18 protein-coding genes and 3 pseudogenes are annotated in these 17,120 nt (G+C 58.4%); 6 read left to right on the forward strand and 15 right to left on the reverse strand.

Annotated features, from left to right (window positions below; translation table 11 throughout):
• Positions 1 to 108: 108 nt before the first annotated feature.
• From HS122_03340 to HS122_03365, 6 genes and pseudogenes are all read right to left on the reverse strand, one after another.
• The gene (locus HS122_03340; protein MBE7537433.1) at positions 109 to 639 is read right to left on the reverse strand and encodes a hypothetical protein; all 531 of its coding nucleotides are present in this window, start codon (positions 637 to 639) and stop codon (positions 109 to 111) included.
• A gap of 40 nt (positions 640 to 679) precedes the next feature.
• Positions 680 to 1,375, reverse strand: coding sequence for an aldolase (locus HS122_03345; protein MBE7537434.1), 696 nt, complete (start codon positions 1,373 to 1,375; stop codon positions 680 to 682).
• A gap of 48 nt (positions 1,376 to 1,423) precedes the next feature.
• Positions 1,424 to 2,461 carry a hypothetical protein gene (locus HS122_03350; protein MBE7537435.1) on the reverse strand — a complete coding sequence of 346 codons (1,038 nt, stop codon included), beginning with the start codon at positions 2,459 to 2,461 and terminating at the stop codon, positions 1,424 to 1,426.
• A gap of 310 nt (positions 2,462 to 2,771) precedes the next feature.
• A pseudogene (locus HS122_03355) lies at positions 2,772 to 3,314 on the reverse strand (TonB-dependent receptor).
• Positions 3,315 to 3,434: 120 nt separating this feature from the next.
• A complete protein-coding gene (locus HS122_03360; GenBank protein ID MBE7537436.1) occupies positions 3,435 to 3,752 on the reverse strand; it encodes a hypothetical protein in 318 nt (105 codons plus the stop codon).
• Between the two features lie 464 nt (positions 3,753 to 4,216).
• Positions 4,217 to 4,723, reverse strand: coding sequence for a TonB-dependent receptor plug domain-containing protein (locus tag HS122_03365; GenBank protein ID MBE7537437.1), 507 nt, complete (start codon positions 4,721 to 4,723; stop codon positions 4,217 to 4,219).
• Positions 4,724 to 5,146: 423 nt separating this feature from the next.
• Here HS122_03365 and HS122_03370 point away from each other — a divergent pair, with 423 nt between their 5' ends.
• The 4 genes from HS122_03370 (at position 5,147) to HS122_03385 (ending at position 8,430) form a co-directional block, all read left to right on the forward strand.
• Positions 5,147 to 5,338, forward strand: a complete 192-nt coding sequence (locus HS122_03370) for a hypothetical protein (protein MBE7537438.1) — start codon at positions 5,147 to 5,149, stop codon at positions 5,336 to 5,338.
• A 233-nt stretch (positions 5,339 to 5,571) separates the two neighbouring features.
• Positions 5,572 to 6,150, forward strand: a complete 579-nt coding sequence (locus tag HS122_03375) for a TonB-dependent receptor plug domain-containing protein (protein ID MBE7537439.1) — start codon at positions 5,572 to 5,574, stop codon at positions 6,148 to 6,150.
• Positions 6,151 to 7,705: 1,555 nt separating this feature from the next.
• A complete protein-coding gene (locus tag HS122_03380) occupies positions 7,706 to 7,996 on the forward strand; it encodes a hypothetical protein (protein ID MBE7537440.1) in 291 nt (96 codons plus the stop codon).
• A complete protein-coding gene (locus HS122_03385; GenBank protein ID MBE7537441.1) occupies positions 7,993 to 8,430 on the forward strand; it encodes a TonB-dependent receptor in 438 nt (145 codons plus the stop codon). The genes HS122_03380 and HS122_03385 overlap by 4 nt, the downstream gene beginning before the upstream one ends.
• On the opposite strand, the gene HS122_03390 is transcribed toward HS122_03385, so the two are convergent.
• From HS122_03390 to HS122_03415, 6 genes and pseudogenes are all read right to left on the reverse strand, one after another.
• Entirely contained in the window at positions 8,360 to 8,830 is a 471-nt protein-coding gene (locus HS122_03390) for a gamma-glutamyltransferase (GenBank protein MBE7537442.1), read from the reverse strand. The two genes, HS122_03385 and HS122_03390, sit on opposite strands and share 71 nt — an antisense overlap.
• The gene (locus HS122_03395) at positions 8,830 to 9,087 is read right to left on the reverse strand and encodes a gamma-glutamyltransferase (protein ID MBE7537443.1); all 258 of its coding nucleotides are present in this window, start codon (positions 9,085 to 9,087) and stop codon (positions 8,830 to 8,832) included. The genes HS122_03390 and HS122_03395 overlap by 1 nt, the downstream gene beginning before the upstream one ends.
• A complete protein-coding gene (locus tag HS122_03400; GenBank protein ID MBE7537444.1) occupies positions 9,074 to 9,349 on the reverse strand; it encodes a gamma-glutamyltransferase in 276 nt (91 codons plus the stop codon). The genes HS122_03395 and HS122_03400 overlap by 14 nt, the downstream gene beginning before the upstream one ends.
• Positions 9,301 to 9,960, reverse strand: a complete 660-nt coding sequence (locus HS122_03405; protein MBE7537445.1) for a gamma-glutamyltransferase — start codon at positions 9,958 to 9,960, stop codon at positions 9,301 to 9,303. The genes HS122_03400 and HS122_03405 overlap by 49 nt, the downstream gene beginning before the upstream one ends.
• Before the next feature lie 115 nt (positions 9,961 to 10,075).
• Positions 10,076 to 10,618 (reverse strand): methyltransferase domain-containing protein, encoded by a 543-nt coding sequence (locus tag HS122_03410; protein MBE7537446.1) that lies wholly within the window; start codon positions 10,616 to 10,618, stop codon positions 10,076 to 10,078.
• A 70-nt stretch (positions 10,619 to 10,688) separates the two neighbouring features.
• A pseudogene (locus tag HS122_03415) lies at positions 10,689 to 11,976 on the reverse strand (class I SAM-dependent RNA methyltransferase).
• A 478-nt stretch (positions 11,977 to 12,454) separates the two neighbouring features.
• Between HS122_03415 and HS122_03420 the strand changes: the two are divergent.
• Positions 12,455 to 13,300 (forward strand): annotated as a pseudogene (locus HS122_03420) (RNA methyltransferase).
• Here HS122_03420 and ilvA read toward each other — a convergent pair.
• From ilvA to HS122_03435, 3 genes are all read right to left on the reverse strand, one after another.
• Positions 13,270 to 14,532 carry a threonine ammonia-lyase gene (gene ilvA, locus HS122_03425; protein ID MBE7537447.1) on the reverse strand — a complete coding sequence of 421 codons (1,263 nt, stop codon included), beginning with the start codon at positions 14,530 to 14,532 and terminating at the stop codon, positions 13,270 to 13,272. The pseudogene HS122_03420 and the gene ilvA sit on opposite strands and share 31 nt — an antisense overlap.
• Positions 14,533 to 14,846: 314 nt before the next feature.
• Positions 14,847 to 15,167 carry a transposase gene (locus HS122_03430; GenBank protein ID MBE7537448.1) on the reverse strand — a complete coding sequence of 107 codons (321 nt, stop codon included), beginning with the start codon at positions 15,165 to 15,167 and terminating at the stop codon, positions 14,847 to 14,849.
• A 1,012-nt stretch (positions 15,168 to 16,179) separates the two neighbouring features.
• Positions 16,180 to 16,773 (reverse strand): hypothetical protein, encoded by a 594-nt coding sequence (locus HS122_03435; GenBank protein MBE7537449.1) that lies wholly within the window; start codon positions 16,771 to 16,773, stop codon positions 16,180 to 16,182.
• 75 nt (positions 16,774 to 16,848) lie between these two features.
• Between HS122_03435 and HS122_03440 the strand changes: the two genes are divergently transcribed.
• Entirely contained in the window at positions 16,849 to 17,061 is a 213-nt protein-coding gene (locus HS122_03440) for an addiction module protein (protein ID MBE7537450.1), read from the forward strand.
• Positions 17,062 to 17,120 lie beyond the last annotated feature (59 nt).

A 17,120-nucleotide genomic window follows, 5' to 3' on the forward strand; every position in this document is an offset into this window, starting at 1 on the left:
GACAAATTTCCAATTCCCGGCCGCTGTCCTCTGAGCGCAGAATCGCCACCTGGCCAGCCTTCGGGCGCGGAGCATGCACGGAGTAGCCCCCCGCAAGATTGCTGAAACTCATGGCCAGCATCCAGGTGGTCGTGCCTTCCACCACGAATTCGAAGGGGTACCCGTACCCACACCATCAATCAAGCCGACCCGTGCAAGCGGACCGTAGGTCTTTCCTCCGTCCGATGAGCGCGCGTAGCGCATACCGATGCGGGTGGTTTCGGTCTGCTTTTCCTGTGCGTCAATGTAACTGCCAATATCCCCGTTTGGAAAACGCACCCATTCGCCCATCTGCATTATCATTCCGTCCAGCCGCGCAGTGACTGGGCCGGGAGTCACCGCATCGGTCAGCTTGTCGATCCTAACCGTATCGATCTCTGCGCCGGGATCTCCACCATGAGCCTGCCCGCGCTTGAAGGAGACAAGCACCTCATCGCCAAGATCAACCAGATCCGGAAACGCGAGATAGTGTCGCGGCTCATTCGCAACTGACGCCACGATCACCCGAGTCTGATGGTGTTGGGCTGTGGCGAGGTCAACGCCAGCCACAAGCTGTGGCGCTGCCAAGGCATACAGAATGGCGAAGTGTGTTGAGTTCATTGCTTACAAGCGGTCGCCAACGCTTGATTAAGGCCAGCCATCACACCCCGATAGTCGCTGAAAACATTAAAGAATGAATATCCGAGAGAGCACGGTATTTTTCGACCTGCTCCGCGGCACACGGGATGCCTGCAACCTTGCCGTGGCGTCGGCATACAGCACCAACCTCACGAATCACCGCGAACACCTCCGGGGAGTCGATGGAGCCGAATTTGCCAAGGCCGAGCGATAGATCACCCGGGCCAATAAAGAGAACATCAACATTCGGAATAGACGCGATCTCCTCAAGATGCGGCACCACCTCCTGCTCTTCAATCTGAACCACAAGCATCGTTTCCCGGTTGGAATGCGCAAAATATTCCGCCGGTTTTGCGCGACCAAATGCTGAATCTGGATGAATCGCATCACAACCCCGTTTGCCTTGGGGAGGAAACTTGATCATGTTGACGCAATTCCGAACTTCATCAGGATCCAGCACTCGAGGGATCATCACTCCGGAAGCGCCACTCTCAAGGACTGAAATCACGTCTGTATAACTCGACGGTTTCAACCGTATGATTGCATCCGCTCCTCCCAGGCGACAGGCTTGAATCAGGCCGTGCAGCGTATCAGGGGATATTCGTTTGTGCTCCAGACAGATCCAAATTCCGTCGAGTCCAGCCGAAGCCATTAGCTCAACGAGTTCGGGATCCTGAAAACACGCCTTTGCGGTGAATACTGCTTCACCACGAGCCATCTTTCGTTTGCACCGTGAACTTATCATGGAAAAGTTTGAGAGGCATGATCAGACTTGCGCATCGATAAGCGCAATTGACACGCGCCCGCATGCCTCCTTCAGAAGCTTTCGATTTGAAAGCATATCTGACGAATGGATTGTATTAGATGGGCCCTCATGCCATCTTGATTTTACTGCATGGAACGGAACGAGACAATTGCATTTATGGTTTGGCTGCAATAGCCTCATGAAACCATATACGAAGATTGTGGCGGGCTGGAATATCATACAGAACCCAGCGATCGGTATGATTACGAATGGGCACAAGTTGAAACCGAAAGTTGAGAGGGATCGTCCTGTACCTGCCAGATAGTTTATTGTATCAACTATCGTGTAGGTTTCTGGTGTGACATCATAGACTTCATGACTGACAAAGACCCGGCGGTTGCCCAATCGTTCGAGCCGTTCGCGCGCAGCTGCACGATCACTGCCGGCATACGGCCATGCCCGGGCTCCGTCGTAATGACTGGCCGCAAAAAAGCCCCGCCAGATCCCGGCAATCTCTTCATCGTGGAGACCTATGAAGTTGCAGGCAATGGCTCCACGAGAAAAGCCACAGAGAAATACTGCCGTCGGATCGCCTCCATACTTCGAGCAAATGTACGCCACAGCCTCCTTGCAGAACGCTACGGTCACATCAACATTGCCCCACCATTGGAGCGCATTTTCATGCTTCGTCTCATCAACAAATGGAAGACAGATCCAAATGCTTCCCTTGCCGCCAGAAATGCCGAAACCGAGATTACAGTCCTCCACTCGCCCGGTGCAAATGTCGCCGTGCTTGCTGCGATAATTTCCATTCCCCGGATATTCGACAATGACCGGGAAGGTGTGCCCGTGCTTCCAGTCAATCGGCAGATACAGAGAGAAGTATACCGAAGTCCCTCGCCACTTGGGAAGCGTAGTTCGGACCCGACGCCCTGCAGCAGGTTCATCCTCGCTTATCTCAGGGCTCTCCAAATCCGGATGGAGCGAAGATATGTCAGGATAGCCGATATTGATTTTGCCGGCAGGAATAGCGCCCCCTTGGGCCGAAGGCGTGGCCACAATGCAAGACCCTCATCCAGCATGACGACAAAGGCCATGGATACCGCGAGCAGCCAACGGCAATTCGCAATCGGACTTGCTGTCGTATTTGGCAAGTGCCACCTATTGCTGATGCAGGAAGGAGCTCTTAGAATAGGCATGCGACACGCAGCTTAATAAGTCTCTCCGGGCCCGTAAGGAATAGGTTGCGGTTAATTCCGCGGGCCAGATACCACTTGTCGCTAAGATTGAGACATTCAAGCTGACCTGATACCGACGCCACGAATACTGTGCAAAGGCGTCCATGGTGGTTACAGCGGGAAACATCACCTCATTGCCCACTTCGCCGGGAACCTTCCCTTTTCGATTTGCACCGAGTCCAACAACAAATCCCTTTAAGGCGCCGTTTTGGAACTTGTAGCGTGTCCAAAGAGCACCGGTGTATTCCGGTGCATTGCGCGGCAAAAGTTTCGTAGGCAACGAAATATCCATCTTGGCTCCACTGGAGCATGAGATCCCATCCAGGCAACATGTTAAGAATCAGATCAGCCTCGGCACCCTTGGTTATTTGTTGCGCCAACTGAACTCGGTATCCAGCGGATGCCATGTCTGGATCTGGGTGAAGACCAATAATTTGTTTAAGGCGGAGATCAAATATGGACACGGTAGCTGTAATGCGACCTTCGTGAAGCGCTGTCTTCAATCCAATTTCATTTACAACACCTGTAGACGGCTTGAACGTTGATCCATCCGGATTTGCGCCAAAATTGGCGGTGAAAGTCTCAGAATAATTATAGAACAACGAGAAATCCTGCCGTGGTTTCCAAACAACACCGCCTTTGTAGGTCCAGTTGTCCCCACTGTTTCGCGCTCCTTGAAACCGGTCAACAAGCTGTCCGCATGTGAACGATACTTGTCAAATCGCGCACCGGCGACAAACTGCAACTTGTCCCCAGCCAGCCGGATGTGGTCGTGAAATGAAAGACTCTGATTTTCACACCCTGCTGTTTGTCTTGGATGTCAGGCGTGGATTTACTGGCGTCAAGTAGTTGTAAGTCGGAGTATAGATATCGAGCGCAGGAGGAGCATTGTGCGTGACAACGCTCGCTTCATTGTTGAGTTCAAAGTGCTGCCCGATAAACAGAAGCTTGTGATTAGTTGGCCCAATATTGAAATTATATATTGACTCCAAGGCAACGGTCTTGTCGCTGTCATAGTTAGTGGCAAAGCGCGACGTGCGATTCATCAGTCGATTATTAATCTGCATTCCCGCGGCAAATATATCATACACGTCATGATCCCAAAAGTTCATATAGCCAGCAAGGCGCAACGACCATTCGGGTACGGGCTGTGCCTCAATAGAGGCAAAACAGCTCTTTTGTCATTTTCGTTATATGCCCATGGATCCGTAAATGTGAAGTCGCGGGGAAGAAGGCCGAATGTAGTGGCAGCCCCACGCCCAAAGGGCTGAAGTTCTGCATTGTCACTCCAGTGCTTGAATCCCTTTTCGTGAAGGAATTCCCGGTAAGTTTCACCTGGACATTCTTCCAAGGACGCCAAGCAATCATGGGATCCACATTCCAACGTCTGAACCACGAAAAGCGGGTATTCACTCCATTGTTGAGATCCTCATCCCGGACGACACCGATGATTCGGTAGGCGAAATGCTTGTTGAGCGGAGCGGTATAATCAACCTCTGCTTTCTTTTGCGAATGATTACCATAGGTTAGCGCGAGCTCCCCAGCGGGCTTCCATTGCGGTGACTTTCGCACGCGGTTAAGTACTCCGCCAGTTGCATGCGAGCCATACACAATTGCGGATGGGCCTTTCAGGACCAAGCCGTTCGAACAGGAATGGCTCCGCACCAGCCTGACTTTGATTTTGGTTGTCGGCAAATCCATCTGTATACTGACTTCGCACGACATAGCCGCGAATCATCACACTATCGCCCACGTTTGATTCAATCGCCACGCCACTGATGTATTTCAAAACATCATACAGTTCGCTGGCCATCGCATCGCGCAAGAACTCTTGATTGATGACGGCTACCGCCTGTGGTGTGTCGATAAGGGCTGTATTGGTGCGGGTGACGCCTATTGCGTTCGTGGTTGCGTACCCTACATCCTTCTCTGCTGAGACAGTAAACTCGGAAAGCCGGATAACCTCTTCATCGGGTGAGGCTGCAGCTTGTGCAAAGATGGACGGAGGCAGGACTAAATAGCAGCAACCAAACATGCCAAGCAAACGAAGGAAGTGGCAACACTGTGGATATGGAATATTCATGTGGGATAGGAATGTTGAAGCCGACCTTGGAGATTCCGACTTCGAGGAAGGCAGGGCGAGTCAATGCAAGGGTCAACTGAGGTAAGAAGTTATCGTGACCGAGAAATCGGTGTTACGCAACAACTGAGTTAAATTACGAAGTTCCATCAGACCCGGAATGTCAATAGAATTGGGAGCTCAAATGGGCACAAAGATTGGGCGAAAGCAGATGAAAACTTTTTTTCGGAAATCCACGAAGTAGTGGAATTCTTGCCTAGAGCTTATCGGTGTTGCGTAACATGGAATCCATGATTCATCGAGCGAGCCCAGCAAATCTTATTCAAACACGCCGGCGAGTTTCCATGCATTTTGGTCATCGACGAAATATGTCCGTTTTGGTCAATTCCGGGCATGTTCCCGAGTACTCAACCCAACACCACACCTATGCGAGCGCTCAAACTGATCACCTGTCTGGGTGCATGCGTGGCGCTTGCCGTCACACTGCCCGCCCAGCAAACGCCGCAGCAACCGGCCGATCAAGCCATTCAACTGGAGGCCTTCACCGTGACTGGCTCCAACGTGAAACGCCTGGAATCAGAAAACGTCCTGCCTGTCACCCAGTTCACCACCGGATGAAATCGACCTGCGGGACGCCTCGCAGACATCGGACCTCCTGATGGCCCTGCCCCGTGTCACCGGACTTCCCGGCAACGAAACGGCGACACTGGGCGCCACCGCCCGCGGCGACAACGCCACCGTGTCGCTGCGCGGCATCCCTCCAGCAACACGCTGATCCTGCTCAACGGCCGGCGCCTGCCGCCCCACCCCATCAGCCAGGGTGAAGCCGGAGTGCCCACACCTCAACGAATGTGAATGTGCTCCCCAATCGCGGACTTGACCGCATCGAGGTCCTCCGCGACGGCGCATCGTCGATCTATGGCACCGACGCGGTCGCCGGTGTCATCAACACCATCACGCAACGCAACTTTGCCGGGACCGAACTCGTCCTCCGCTATGGAGAAACGGAGGACGGCGATGGACGCGAGGTGCGCGCGACGCTCACGCATGGCCTCAAGTTCCACAACGGACGCGGACGCGCCATGGTCGTCCTTGATCTCTATGACAGGGATCCGATCTACGCGCGGGATCGCGCCTTTTCCGCAGAGGCCGATCATTCCGCACGAGCGCCAGCTCCCGGAATGTGTCCACGGACACCACCTTCAACGCCCGCTCTGCCACAAGCGAGTTCGGCAACTTCATCATGGGCACGCTCACCGACGGCGTGTTCAAGACAGGGCGCACGGCCGGCATTCCCTCGTCGCTCGCCGCAACCAGCGGGCAGTTCTACCTGGTACCGACCGCAACCGGCGTGGGTTTCCAGACTTCCAGCCCTTCCCGCGCAGGAATCACCAGCACGTATTATTGGAACAACAACACCTATCGCGTGATTCAACCGCAAAGCACGCGCGGCAATCTGTATCTGAATGGTGAATACGACCTGGGCTCAAATCTCACCGCGTTTGCCGAGTGGAGCCAGTACCAGGCGCGCTCCGTCACCATTCGCGAACCCGACGGCATCACCCAGTCCACCGATGGCGACATCATCGTTCCCGCGACAAATCCCTTCAATCCGTTCGGCACGCGGTTCTGGAGTCCAACAGGAGCTCCAAACGCCGATGGCACGCCGCGCCTCACGGGCACGCCCGCGGCGGTGCGCATCACCAACAAGCGCCTGACCGATCTCGCGGACCGCACCGCCGAAATCAACACCTCGGTCTATCGCGGCGTGGCGGGAATTCGCGGACGGTTCTTCGACTGGACCTGGGAGGCCGCCGGCCTCTGGAGCGCCGCACGTGTGAAGGACGACGAAATGGGACCGAGCCGGAAGAGCCTGCTCAAGGATGCAATCAACCAAACCGACCCCGCACGCGCCTTCAATCCGTTCACGCGAAGTTTTGCCATCCAGAACAACACGCTCGTCGTCACGGGCCCCTACATCAATCCCGAGTCCGTTCAGAATACGTTCCGTTCGCACTTTATCCGGGAGGGCCTGACTGAACTGAGAAGCATTGACCTGCGGGCAGCCGGCAACGTCACTGAAATCTGGGCGGGCAATGTCATCGGTGCCGCGCTCGGTGCCGAATATCGTTACGAATCCTTTGCAGACACCCGACCCCCGTTCGCCGGTCTCAATCCCCCGGATTCCGGACTGGATCCGACCGCAAATGACTTCCTGGGTTTCTCGCCCAATTCCGACACGCATGGCAAACGGCAGGTCGCCGCCGCCTACGTGGAGGGGCTTTTCCCGCTCGTCGGCAAGGGCAACCGCCTCCCGCTTGTGGAGTCCTTCGAGATTTCAGCCTCAGCCCGGTATGAAAGCTACACGGACTTCGGCGACACAACGAAACCCAAGTACGGCTTCAGTTGGAGGCCACTCCTCCGTTCTTGTGCGCGGTTCCTACAACGAGGGCTTCCACGCGCCCAACCCGCGCAGCTTTTCACGGGCACGCTCATCCGGACCGCAACCAACTCCACCGACTCCTACCGCAGCATCGTGACGGGACAACCCACCGACGGCGCCTCGAACCGGCGCAGCATCGCGGCGGGTAATCCGGACCTCGATCCAGAGGAATCGCGTGGAAAGTCCGCAGGCATTGTCATTGATGTGCCAAAGATGCGCGGCCTTTCCGTCGGCATTGACTACTGGGAAATCCGGCAGCGCAACGTGATCGCCTCCTCCGGTTCAATCGCGGACGACACAGCGGCACTCCAAGCCGCCACGCAGGCGGCCCTTGCCGCGGGCCAGAGCATCAACCAGATCGACCTCGGTTCCGGCACTCCAGGCTACAAGGGCGATGGCGCGATCGTCCGCCTGCCCGTGACCCAGGCGGACCGCGACGCATTCGCCGCCTACAATGCCGGCCGCCCGCCCCGAGCCAGCGGGCTGTTGTCGGCGCGATCGAATACATTCGCACCACGTACTTCAATCGTTCGCAGGAATTCGTGAACGGGTTCGACTTTGACGTCACCTACCGCCTGCCCCGGATGGATGTTGGTCGTATTGTCCTGAACACCAACTGGACCTATCTCAACGACTTTCACACCTACGTGAGCAACGGCGCGCCGCGCACGGAATTGCGCTGGACCAATTCGACCAATGTGGGTGGCGCGACCCCAAAATGGCGGGGAAGCGCGACGGTCACCGAAGCGCAACAACTGGAGCGCGGGCCTGTCCGCCTACTACATCGGCAACTATTCCGACGTGGGCGCAACGACCTCCCTGGCGACCTATGAATCCCTGGGCTCCAAGCTACATCAAGCCGGTGTTCAACAACGGCGCCAACAGCTACCGGTTCATCGTTGATGACTCGATCAGCTTCAACGCCAACATCTCCTATCGATTCATGAGGAACGACTCCTGGCTGAACGACACGACAGTCCGGCTGGGAGTCGTCAATCTGACGGACGAAACACCGCCGCTGACATCGGATTCGCGGGGATATGAGACCGGCGTCTACAATCTGATGGCCCGCGGGCGCACCCTATTCGCTCCAGATTACCAAGCGGTTCTGACCGAAGACGCATCGCACAAGCTTCAAGCCGGCTCCCCCCGGGGCCGGCTTTTCATTTGGGAAGGAAAAGAGTTTCCGCCCAGCGTCAGTTGCCTCCGACGGCTGCATTGGTGCGCCGCGGGTCCGCATAACCCACGCGCATGCCGTCGGGTTTGATCGCGATGGCGTTGATGCCTCCAAATTGCCGGCCCGTTCCCGGCTCCTCGGGAAGATTCACCTGCCAGCCCTCGGCCTGAAGGCCGCGCACCACAACCGGATCGAGTGACTTCTCAGCCTCAACGGCGTCTCGTTTTGATTTGTCAAAGGGGCTGTACCAATGGATGCGTGTATCGCCTATCGCGTCCTCGATCGACCGGTGAAACACCAGGTTGTCGATCAACACCCGGAGGATTGCGGTCGGAATGCGTGACGAACCGGGTATGCCGAGGGCAAGCACCGGCTTGCCGCCGCTCAGAACGATCGTGGGCGCAATCGTGCTGCGCGGACGACGGCCGGGAGCGAGGGCATTCGGACTGTGCGCATCATTGTAGGCAAAATTGCTCATGGAGTCGTTCATCACGACACCGGCAGCGGCGACACCCGCGCCAAAATGAAGGCTCTGATCGACTGCGTCGCGCAAACGATGTTTCCATCCGCATCGGCGACGACGAAATGCGTCGTGCACGCCAGCAGCGAATCCACCTCCGAAACACCCGCCACCTTGCGTTTCCTGCCGAGCACGCGCTCGCGCAAGGCGGCAATTTCCCCGGGACTCACCATGCGGTCGAAAGCCGCCTGGGATTCGACTGTGTCACCAATTTCACGCTGCACCATCGCATGCGCCTCCTCCAGAATCGTCCGACCGGTCGATGTTGGCCGCCGTGCGAAGCGGCGGGGTCAGTTTCTCCGCTTCGAGTCCCTTGAGAATTATCATGAAAAGCGACGCTCCCGTGGTGGGTGGAGGTCCGCCAAGTAGGTGATATCCCCTGAAATCGATGGCTATGGGTTTGGTTACGCGCGCGGCATAACTTTCCAGATCCTCATGCGTCAAAAGCCCCCCGCCCTTTCTCGACGCTTCGACCAGCGCCGCCGCCACCGTCCCCCGGTAAAGCCATCGGCACCGTCGCGGGCGAGGTGCTCCATGGTGCGGGCAAGATCATGATTCGGAAGGCGGGAGCCGATCTGCGGGAGATCTCCATTCGGCAGAAACAGCCTCGCCAGCGTACCGTCCCCGCCGCGCAGCTTGTCCAGCCGCTCTTCGAATAGCAGCCGCGATTTCGGCAGGACGGTGAAACCCGCGTCTGCCAGTGCAATCGCAGGTGCGACCGTTTGCGCCCAAGGGAGTTTTCCCCAGCGTGAATGCGCGGTGAAGAGGCCCGCGGCAAGACCTGGAGTGCAAACCGACGACCATCCGTCGAAGCGGGATTTTTCCGGACGGCGGCGATACTTGTCGGGCACCAGCGAACGACTTGCCTGGTCCATGGCATCGACAGCGTGCGTCTCGCCTGTGCGCCCATCGAAATACAGCAGCATGAGTTTGCCCCCAAGACCTGATCCATAGGGCTCCGCGACTCCAAGCGTGGAGCGAAACGGCAACAGCCGCGTCGATCGCATTCCCACCCGCGCGGAGAATGCCGTCACCCGCTGCCGCCGCCTCCGGGTGGCCGGCCACCACCATCGTGCGGCTTGCAGAGACAGGTTTGACAAGGACCGGCACCTCGCCGCGCACAAAGACGGCGGCGATGCCGGAAAGAACGATAAGCCGGAGGGAATGGCGCGGGAGTTTCATCATGATCGCAACAGGTGTTGCCGGATGCTGCCGCTACGCGCGGCGGTGCGCAATGAGCGACTGATAGGAGGGCGCGCGCGACTGAAAGACGGTCGTGAATTCAAAGGGCCATGCCTTCACATCCGGGGCGAGGCTCCAGCGCGGATGCGATTCGATCACGGACCTCGCCTCCTCGAAATAGGGAGCGTAGTCCGTGCGAAAGTGCAACGGTGCACCCGGGAGGGAATGCGATGCCAGGCTTTCGAGAAACTCAGGCTGGACAAGCCGGTTCTTCCAGTGACGGCGCTTGGGCTGTGGATCGGGAAACAGGACAAAAATCGAAGCAATTGCCACGGAATCCGGCAGGACTGCGAGGAGGTCATCCGCGGATGCGTGCAGGAACGCGAGGTTGCCCAGCCGCGCCCTGTCCTTCTTGCGGGTGCCACGGCGAACCCGATCGCTCATGAGGTCCACACCGAGGCAGAACCTGTCCGGATGCGCCGCGGCATAGGCTTCAAGAAAATGCCCATGACCGCAGCCGATTTCGAGGGTGATGCGGCGATGCCCGGCAACCAGCGGAAGCAATGCCGCGCGCACCTCCGCGCGACGCTGCTCGTTCAGCCGCCGGTAGTCGGGAGGACGACTTCCTCCATGTCGCTGCGTCCTTTCATGGTTTCATGAGCGTGACCACGCATTCGAGATGCCGCGTCTGCGGAAACAGATCGAACGGCTGGACGCGTTTCAGCGCGTAACCCGCGGCGATGAACTCCTTCAGATCGCGCATCTGCGTGGCGGGATCGCAGGACACATAGACCACCGCCCGCGGACTGTAGTTGAAAAGTTGTGACAGGAACGTTGCGTCGCACCCCTTTCTCGGCGGATCGATGACCACGACGGTGTCCGCCGGCGGGAACGCGAGTCCGTCAAAGATCCGTGCGGCATCACCGGCGATGAACCGGACATTGGCAATGCCGTTGGACACCGCGTTCCCGCGTGCAAAAGCGACGCTGCTTTCACTGACCTCCACGCCCGTAACCTGCGCGAACGCGGATGCGCTCGCGAGGGCAAACAGACCGCTTCCGCAGTAGCCGTCCACCAGGTGGCTCGCCCCGCAGTCAGCGGCCTGTTCGCGCACGTACCGGGTAAACTCGGGGAGAATGAAGGGATTGTTCTGGAAAAAAATCACGGGCGAGAAAACGGAGCCTGAGGCTGCCGACGGTTTCTGACGATGACGGCGTCGAAGTCGGTTGTCACCTCGCCGGAAGCCTCCCGCAGCAGGAGAGTCGCCCCGCGCTGGTAGCCACCCGCCGCCGCTCTTGCGCGCACCTCCGCCCGAAGCGCATGCAGCCGGTCGTTGATGGCGTCGGTCGCGATCAGGCACCGTGGCACGTCAACAATGTCGAAGCGTGTCCCCTGCCTCAGGAATCCAATCGGCAGCGCCCTGTCCTCCGGTCGGCGGCGGCATCGCCCGGGACTTCCGGGACCTGTCGCGGGTGGCGAAATGCGGGGTGATCTTGGAGCGGTAGCCCCACTGCCGGGGCGAGGCGATGGTGGGTCAACCGGAAAGTCGATCCCCGCCATGTGGCGCAGCAGCTCCTCCACCTGGCGCCGCTTCCAGGCGAGCTGTGCGTTGTATTCAAGGTGTTGATACTGACATCCGCCGCACCTGCCGAAGAGCGGACACTGCGCCGCGACGCGATCGGGTGACGGTTTGAGGACCTCGAGCAGATCAGCCTCTGAAAAATTCCTGTGATTGCGAAAACCCGGGCCCGCACCCGTTCGCCCGGAAGCGTAAAAGGCACCATGACCACCCAGTTGTCCAGCCGTCCCTGAGGGTGGTCGATCGAGACGCGCCCCAGCCCTGACCCCAGGTTCGTCAACGTGGCTATCTCCAGCTCGATCTCCTGGTGGTAGGAAAACGGATGGTCATTCGGCTTCCGGTTCTTCTTTCGCACGCAGTCCACGTTCTAGCGAAGAAAGCGCTCCAGCAATGGTTAAAAGCCCATGTCATCGTTGCGCTGTACCGCGATGCGCGTCCCCTGGTCACGACGGGAGCGTGCCCCTCCAGTTGGGAAGAGTTCAACTCTCCTCTGCCTGACTTCCGACCTCTGAACTCTGACCTCTGGCTTCTCCGCGTGCTCCGCGTCTCCGCGTGAGACTCTTCCGGTGGCGTTCCGCAACGCGCGTCCCCAGGTCACGACGGGCGTGCCCCTCCATTTGCAAAGTTCTCCCCGTCGCTCTGCCTTCGCGTCTTCGTGTCTTCGCGCGAAACAATCTGACTTCCGTCCTCTTCTTTCTGCACTTGGCCTGAAGTCAGGAGCTGACTGCGGGCTGGAAGCCCGAGCCACACCGCGACCCCGCTTTCCTCGCTCCCCATCCGGATTCGGTCCGTGGTTCCCCTTCCGATGCCGTTTGCGCCATTGCATCGGATCGATGCCTGGTCAGCGTAAGTCTTTCTGTGAACTTCCGCCCGAAAAGATCACCAGCCTCCAGAACCCGCGGATCAAACAGCTCGTCAAGCTGCGTGACAGGCGGCCTCGCGACGAGGCCGGGGTCTTTCTGGTCGAGGGATTCCGCGAAATCCGCCGTGCGCTGGACAAAAAGGTCGCGCTGTCGGAAGTATACTTTCCCCCGATTGGTTCATGGGGGAAAATGAACGCAGCCTTCTTGAAAGCGCGCGCGGCTGGGGCGCGTTTGTTTGAGCTGAGCAGGGAGGCCTTTGCAAAGGTCGCCTATCGCGAACGTCCCGACGGCCTGCTCGCGGTCGCACCGCAATGGAAACGCTCGCTCAACGATCTGCATCTTCCCAAGGAACCGTTCCTGCTCGTCGTCGAGGCGATCGAAAAGCCCGGCAATCTCGGAACGATCCTGCGCAGCGCGGACGCCGCCGGGTGCGATGCCGTCATTGTGTGCGACCCGGTGACCGACCTCTTCAATCCAAACGTCGTCAGGGCGTCGACGGGCGTCATCTTTTCCGTGCCGTGCCTCATTTCAACAAGCGCGGAGGTGCATGCCTGGCTGAAGCAGCATGGCATTCGGACGGTCGCCACCACACCGGCGGCCGAGGCGCTCTACTCGGACAGCGATCTCGCGGTCCGCTTGCAGTGGTGATGGGAAGCGAGCAATATGGCCTGAGCGAATTCTGGCTGCGCGAGGCGGATCTGCCCGTTCGCATACCGATGGCCGGCCAGTGCGGACTCCCTCAACGTGGCAATGGCGACGATCATCACGCTGTTCGAGGCGGTCCGTCAGCGCGGGCCGCGCTCCGGTTTGAGCTGAAAGCCCGCCCGGCGCAGCGCCCGCCTGAGTGCGACGACGTGCTGGTGGTCACGCGTCTCCACCGTGCAACTGCACGTGACGGCACTGACATCGGGCCCGCTGAATGCCCGGTCATGGGCAATGTCCTTGATGCTCGCGCCAGCCTCGGCGATCACCCGCGCCAGCGCGGCCAGGCCGCCCGGGCGGTCGCTGATCACGGCGCTGAACCGTGCGATCCGACCATCAGCGACGAGCCCGAGTTCGATGACGCGGCTAAGGACCGCGGGGTCGATGTTTCCTCCGCAGATCGTGAGGGCGACGCGTTTTCCAGCCAGTTCGGGAAGTTTACCCGCAAGAAAAGCCGCGAGAGGCGCCGCGGCTGCGCCTTCAACGACGGTTTTTTCAAGTTCGGCCATGCGCAGAATGGCGAGGGCAATGGCATCCTCACGCACACTGACCACCTTGTCGACGCGTGACCGTGCGAGTTCGAAGGCGCGTGCACCGACTTTCAAAACCGCCAGGCCGTCGGCGAGTGTTGACTTTCTCGGAATCGCGACGGGCTGACCCGCCTTGAGAGCGGCGGCAAAGCTACAGGTGGCGATGCTTTCGACGCCGATGACCTGAACTTTGGGCTTCAGCGCTTTCACCGCCACGGCAATACCCGCGATCAGACCCGCGCCGCCGATCGGGCACACGATGGCGTCGAGATTGGGAACCTGCCGGAGAATCTCCAGGCCGGCTGTCCCCTGCCCTGCGATGATGGCCGGATCGTCGAAGCCATGTATGTAACGTGCGCCGTCTTTTGCGACGATCGCATCAGCTGCGGCACGAGCTTCGGCGAAGTCCCGGCCTGCGATGATCACACGTGCGCCGAGTCGTTCGCAGGTGGTCCGCTTGATGAGCGGAGCGTATTCCGGCATCACGACTGTCACGCGGATGCCAAGCAGCCGACCGTGATAGGCCAGCCTGAGCGCATGATTGCCCGCGCTTGCAGCCACAACGCCCCGTTTTCTGGCGGAGGAAGGGAGCATCGCCAGCGCATTGCGCGCGCCGCGTTCCTTGAATGACCCGGTGCGCTGAAGGTTGTCGAGCTTGCAGAAAATGCGCGCACCAGTGACCTCGCTCAACGCGATCGATTCCGGGCAGGGAGAAGCAATCACAGCACCCTTGATGCGCCTGGCAGCGGCACGGATGGCGCTCAAGGACACCTGCGAAGCGGAACTGCTGGACTCGCGGTCGGGGGCTTGAGTCATGGGTTCAGTAGCTGACAGGCCTGCACCGAAACTCCAATGGATATTTTTGCACAGACGCCGACTTGAAGAAGCCGGTGAAGGGCCAGGCGAAGGCCGGTTTTATATAACGCATGCGACCCATCGAGAGTGAAGCAGGCTTCCTGAAGCTTCCGCGGCAGTTGATAATACAAGGGTGTCCAATGTGGGAGGCTAGGAATGTGCGTAGGAGCGGGCCAGGACAGGCAGGATCTGCGATAGAGGGGCGCTGGAGAACCAGTAGGAGCGAAGCCATCGGATGAGTTTTATACTGCATTGTAGAGGCTGGAATAGCTTGGTTAGCAGGGCTGAGACGGCGTACCCTTTTTTCCTGGCAACGGCAGTGTGTTCGGCGAGCCTTTTTCACGACGTTGCAGGCCGGCTTGCTGCAAATCCGATAGTCGTTTTCCAGCGCACCTCAAACAGCCTGAGCAAGTTGTGAGCCAGGCAAAGGAACTTCGCTTGGATGGATTTCGCCGTATCGCTGGCTGCCCAAGCCTTGACCCGTCGAACTTGTTTTTGAGCTGATCGAAGACCTTCTCGATGTTCCATCGCGCTTTATACAGCCAGGCAATGATGTCGGCGGGCAGGTGGAATGCGGTGGTGACGAACTCGTACACCGTTGCGCCCACCGGATCGCGATATCGAATCAGGCGGACCTCGGTGCCTTGGGCCGCTCAAGCAGCGCTCGTCCGAGAGGATATCTGGTCGATCGGGCGGTCCGGATCAGGAGCTACTTGAGACACCGTGGTGAAAGCCGCGTTGTCCTTTGGTTCGAGATGAAGTAGATGCCGCGGTGGCTTTCCAGTTTTGCCAGAGCTCGAAGTCTATGCCAGCACGGTCCCACACCCAGATGACGCGCTGACGCTTCTTCGCACCCATTCGAGCTACGTCCGCGCTGAGCCGTTTGAGCACAGACATGTCGTGCCCTTTTGCCCTGAGTCAGATCTGGTGGATGCAGGGCGCGGGTGCGCAGGTTCAGAGCGTAAACATGGCTGACCGCCCAGCGCCGATCATCGATCTTCGCATCATGCGTGGCGGCACCGTGCCAATGACCATCGCCGGCGTACAGTTCGTGATTGGCGAGCTCTTCCGGCATCTCCGCCCGTGGCGCCATCGTTGCCGCAACCCGCCTCGGTCACGTCGGAGAGCATCTGCAGGCGCCGCATGCTCTTGAGTTGCTCGAAAAGCTGTCCGCTGCGGGCACGATTCAATGTGCACGCCAATCTGCTGAAGGAATCCTCGACCACTGCGTGGATCGCAAATCACTCCCTGGTCGCGCTGAGTTCAAGAACTCGGCGTCCGTGACCGCCCGGCAGTCCTGCTGATGCAGCGACGCAGCCAGGGCATTGCTCAAGGGCGCGAAAACGTCTTCCTCAATACAGGATCAGAAATGTGCTCCATATGGGGCCCCAACCTGACCCTCAATGCATCTTCAAGCATAAGTTTAAACAATTTTCCGGGCGTCTTCCTGCCTCTACAACGAGATTACCCACCGCCACTCAATCCCCGATACAGGCCACTCTGAAGCCCTTTCCAATCGCGCATTGTTGCTCCCAAGTTTCGCTATTCCGCAATCGTTCTTTAAAGTGGTTTGGACGCCCTTGCAATTTTCCGGGCGTCTTCCTGCCTCTACAACGAGATTACCCACCGCCACTCAATCCCCGATACAGGCCACTCTGAAGCCCTTTCCAATCGCGCATTGTTGCTCCCAAGTTTCGCTATTCCGCAATCGTTCTTTAAAGTGGTTTGGACGCCCTTGTCCCAATCCATGATGATCTGCTCGGGCAATGCGCCCCACATCGGTTTGACATTGCGCGCGATCCACTCAGCTCCGAGATGCGGTTCGATTGATTTGAAGAATCGACGCACCGTATCATCACTGACCACCGCATCCATCCCGAACAGTTCGGGAATCGTCGGATCTTCCCGCAGTCGCTCCACGTGCGAGAAACGCCTGCCATCCGTCAAAGCCGTCAGCATGAACGATTGGATCACATCGTATACCGGCGCTGCATTCGGACTGGTGCGTTCGATCGGACAGGTTGCCGCAAGGTTCTCGGCGATGCCTATATGTTTGGTATACGCCGCCCAAGGCACCAGCCCCCCGTACGGTGTCAACGCATCTTCGGTCACAGAAAGCCGCACTCGACCGCCAGCGGTCGGAAACGTAAACTCTCCTTCACTCGCAAGGTGAATGCTCTCCGTCTTGTTCAGTTCGTTCATAACTCAGAATCGCAGCATTTTCCGTGACAATCTTCCGGCCTCAACTGAGGAATTTAGGATTATCACAGTTTGCGCATGACACGGTTGCAGGAACTCAAGAAAGAGGCGCTGAGTCTTACGGATGCGGAGCGGGCAATTCTGGCATCGGATATCCTGCAGACGCTGCCTGCAGTGCTTTCCGACGAAGACGAGGGAGTCGCGGAAGCCATGCGCCGCGACGCCGAATTGGACGTCGATTCGACTGCCGCTATTGACTGGCCGAGGTTGAAGAAGGAGTTGGGCCGTTGATCGATGGCGCTGATTTTCCATCGCCTCGTTCAGATTGACTACAGCATAGCGTAAAACTG

This window comes from Opitutaceae bacterium (assembly GCA_015075305.1).
Taxonomy (GTDB): Bacteria; Verrucomicrobiota; Verrucomicrobiia; order Opitutales; family Opitutaceae; genus UBA6669.

Coding starts and splice junctions, on each gene's coding strand:
- HS122_03340 (MBE7537433.1), bottom strand. CDS start 639: ATGAACTCAACACACTTCGCCATTCTGTATGCCTTGGCAGCGCCACAG.
- HS122_03345 (MBE7537434.1), bottom strand. CDS start 1,375: ATGGCTCGTGGTGAAGCAGTATTCACCGCAAAGGCGTGTTTTCAGGAT.
- HS122_03365 (MBE7537437.1), bottom strand. CDS start 4,723: ATGAATATTCCATATCCACAGTGTTGCCACTTCCTTCGTTTGCTTGGC.
- HS122_03435 (MBE7537449.1), bottom strand. CDS start 16,773: ATGAACGAACTGAACAAGACGGAGAGCATTCACCTTGCGAGTGAAGGA.
- HS122_03440 (MBE7537450.1), top strand. CDS start 16,849: ATGACACGGTTGCAGGAACTCAAGAAAGAGGCGCTGAGTCTTACGGAT.
- HS122_03360 (MBE7537436.1), bottom strand. CDS start 3,752: ATGAACTTTTGGGATCATGACGTGTATGATATATTTGCCGCGGGAATG.
- HS122_03390 (MBE7537442.1), bottom strand. CDS start 8,830: ATGAACGACTCCATGAGCAATTTTGCCTACAATGATGCGCACAGTCCG.
- HS122_03370 (MBE7537438.1), top strand. CDS start 5,147: ATGCGAGCGCTCAAACTGATCACCTGTCTGGGTGCATGCGTGGCGCTT.
- HS122_03395 (MBE7537443.1), bottom strand. CDS start 9,087: ATGGTGCAGCGTGAAATTGGTGACACAGTCGAATCCCAGGCGGCTTTC.
- HS122_03385 (MBE7537441.1), top strand. CDS start 7,993: ATGAATCCCTGGGCTCCAAGCTACATCAAGCCGGTGTTCAACAACGGC.
- ilvA (MBE7537447.1), bottom strand. CDS start 14,532: ATGACTCAAGCCCCCGACCGCGAGTCCAGCAGTTCCGCTTCGCAGGTG.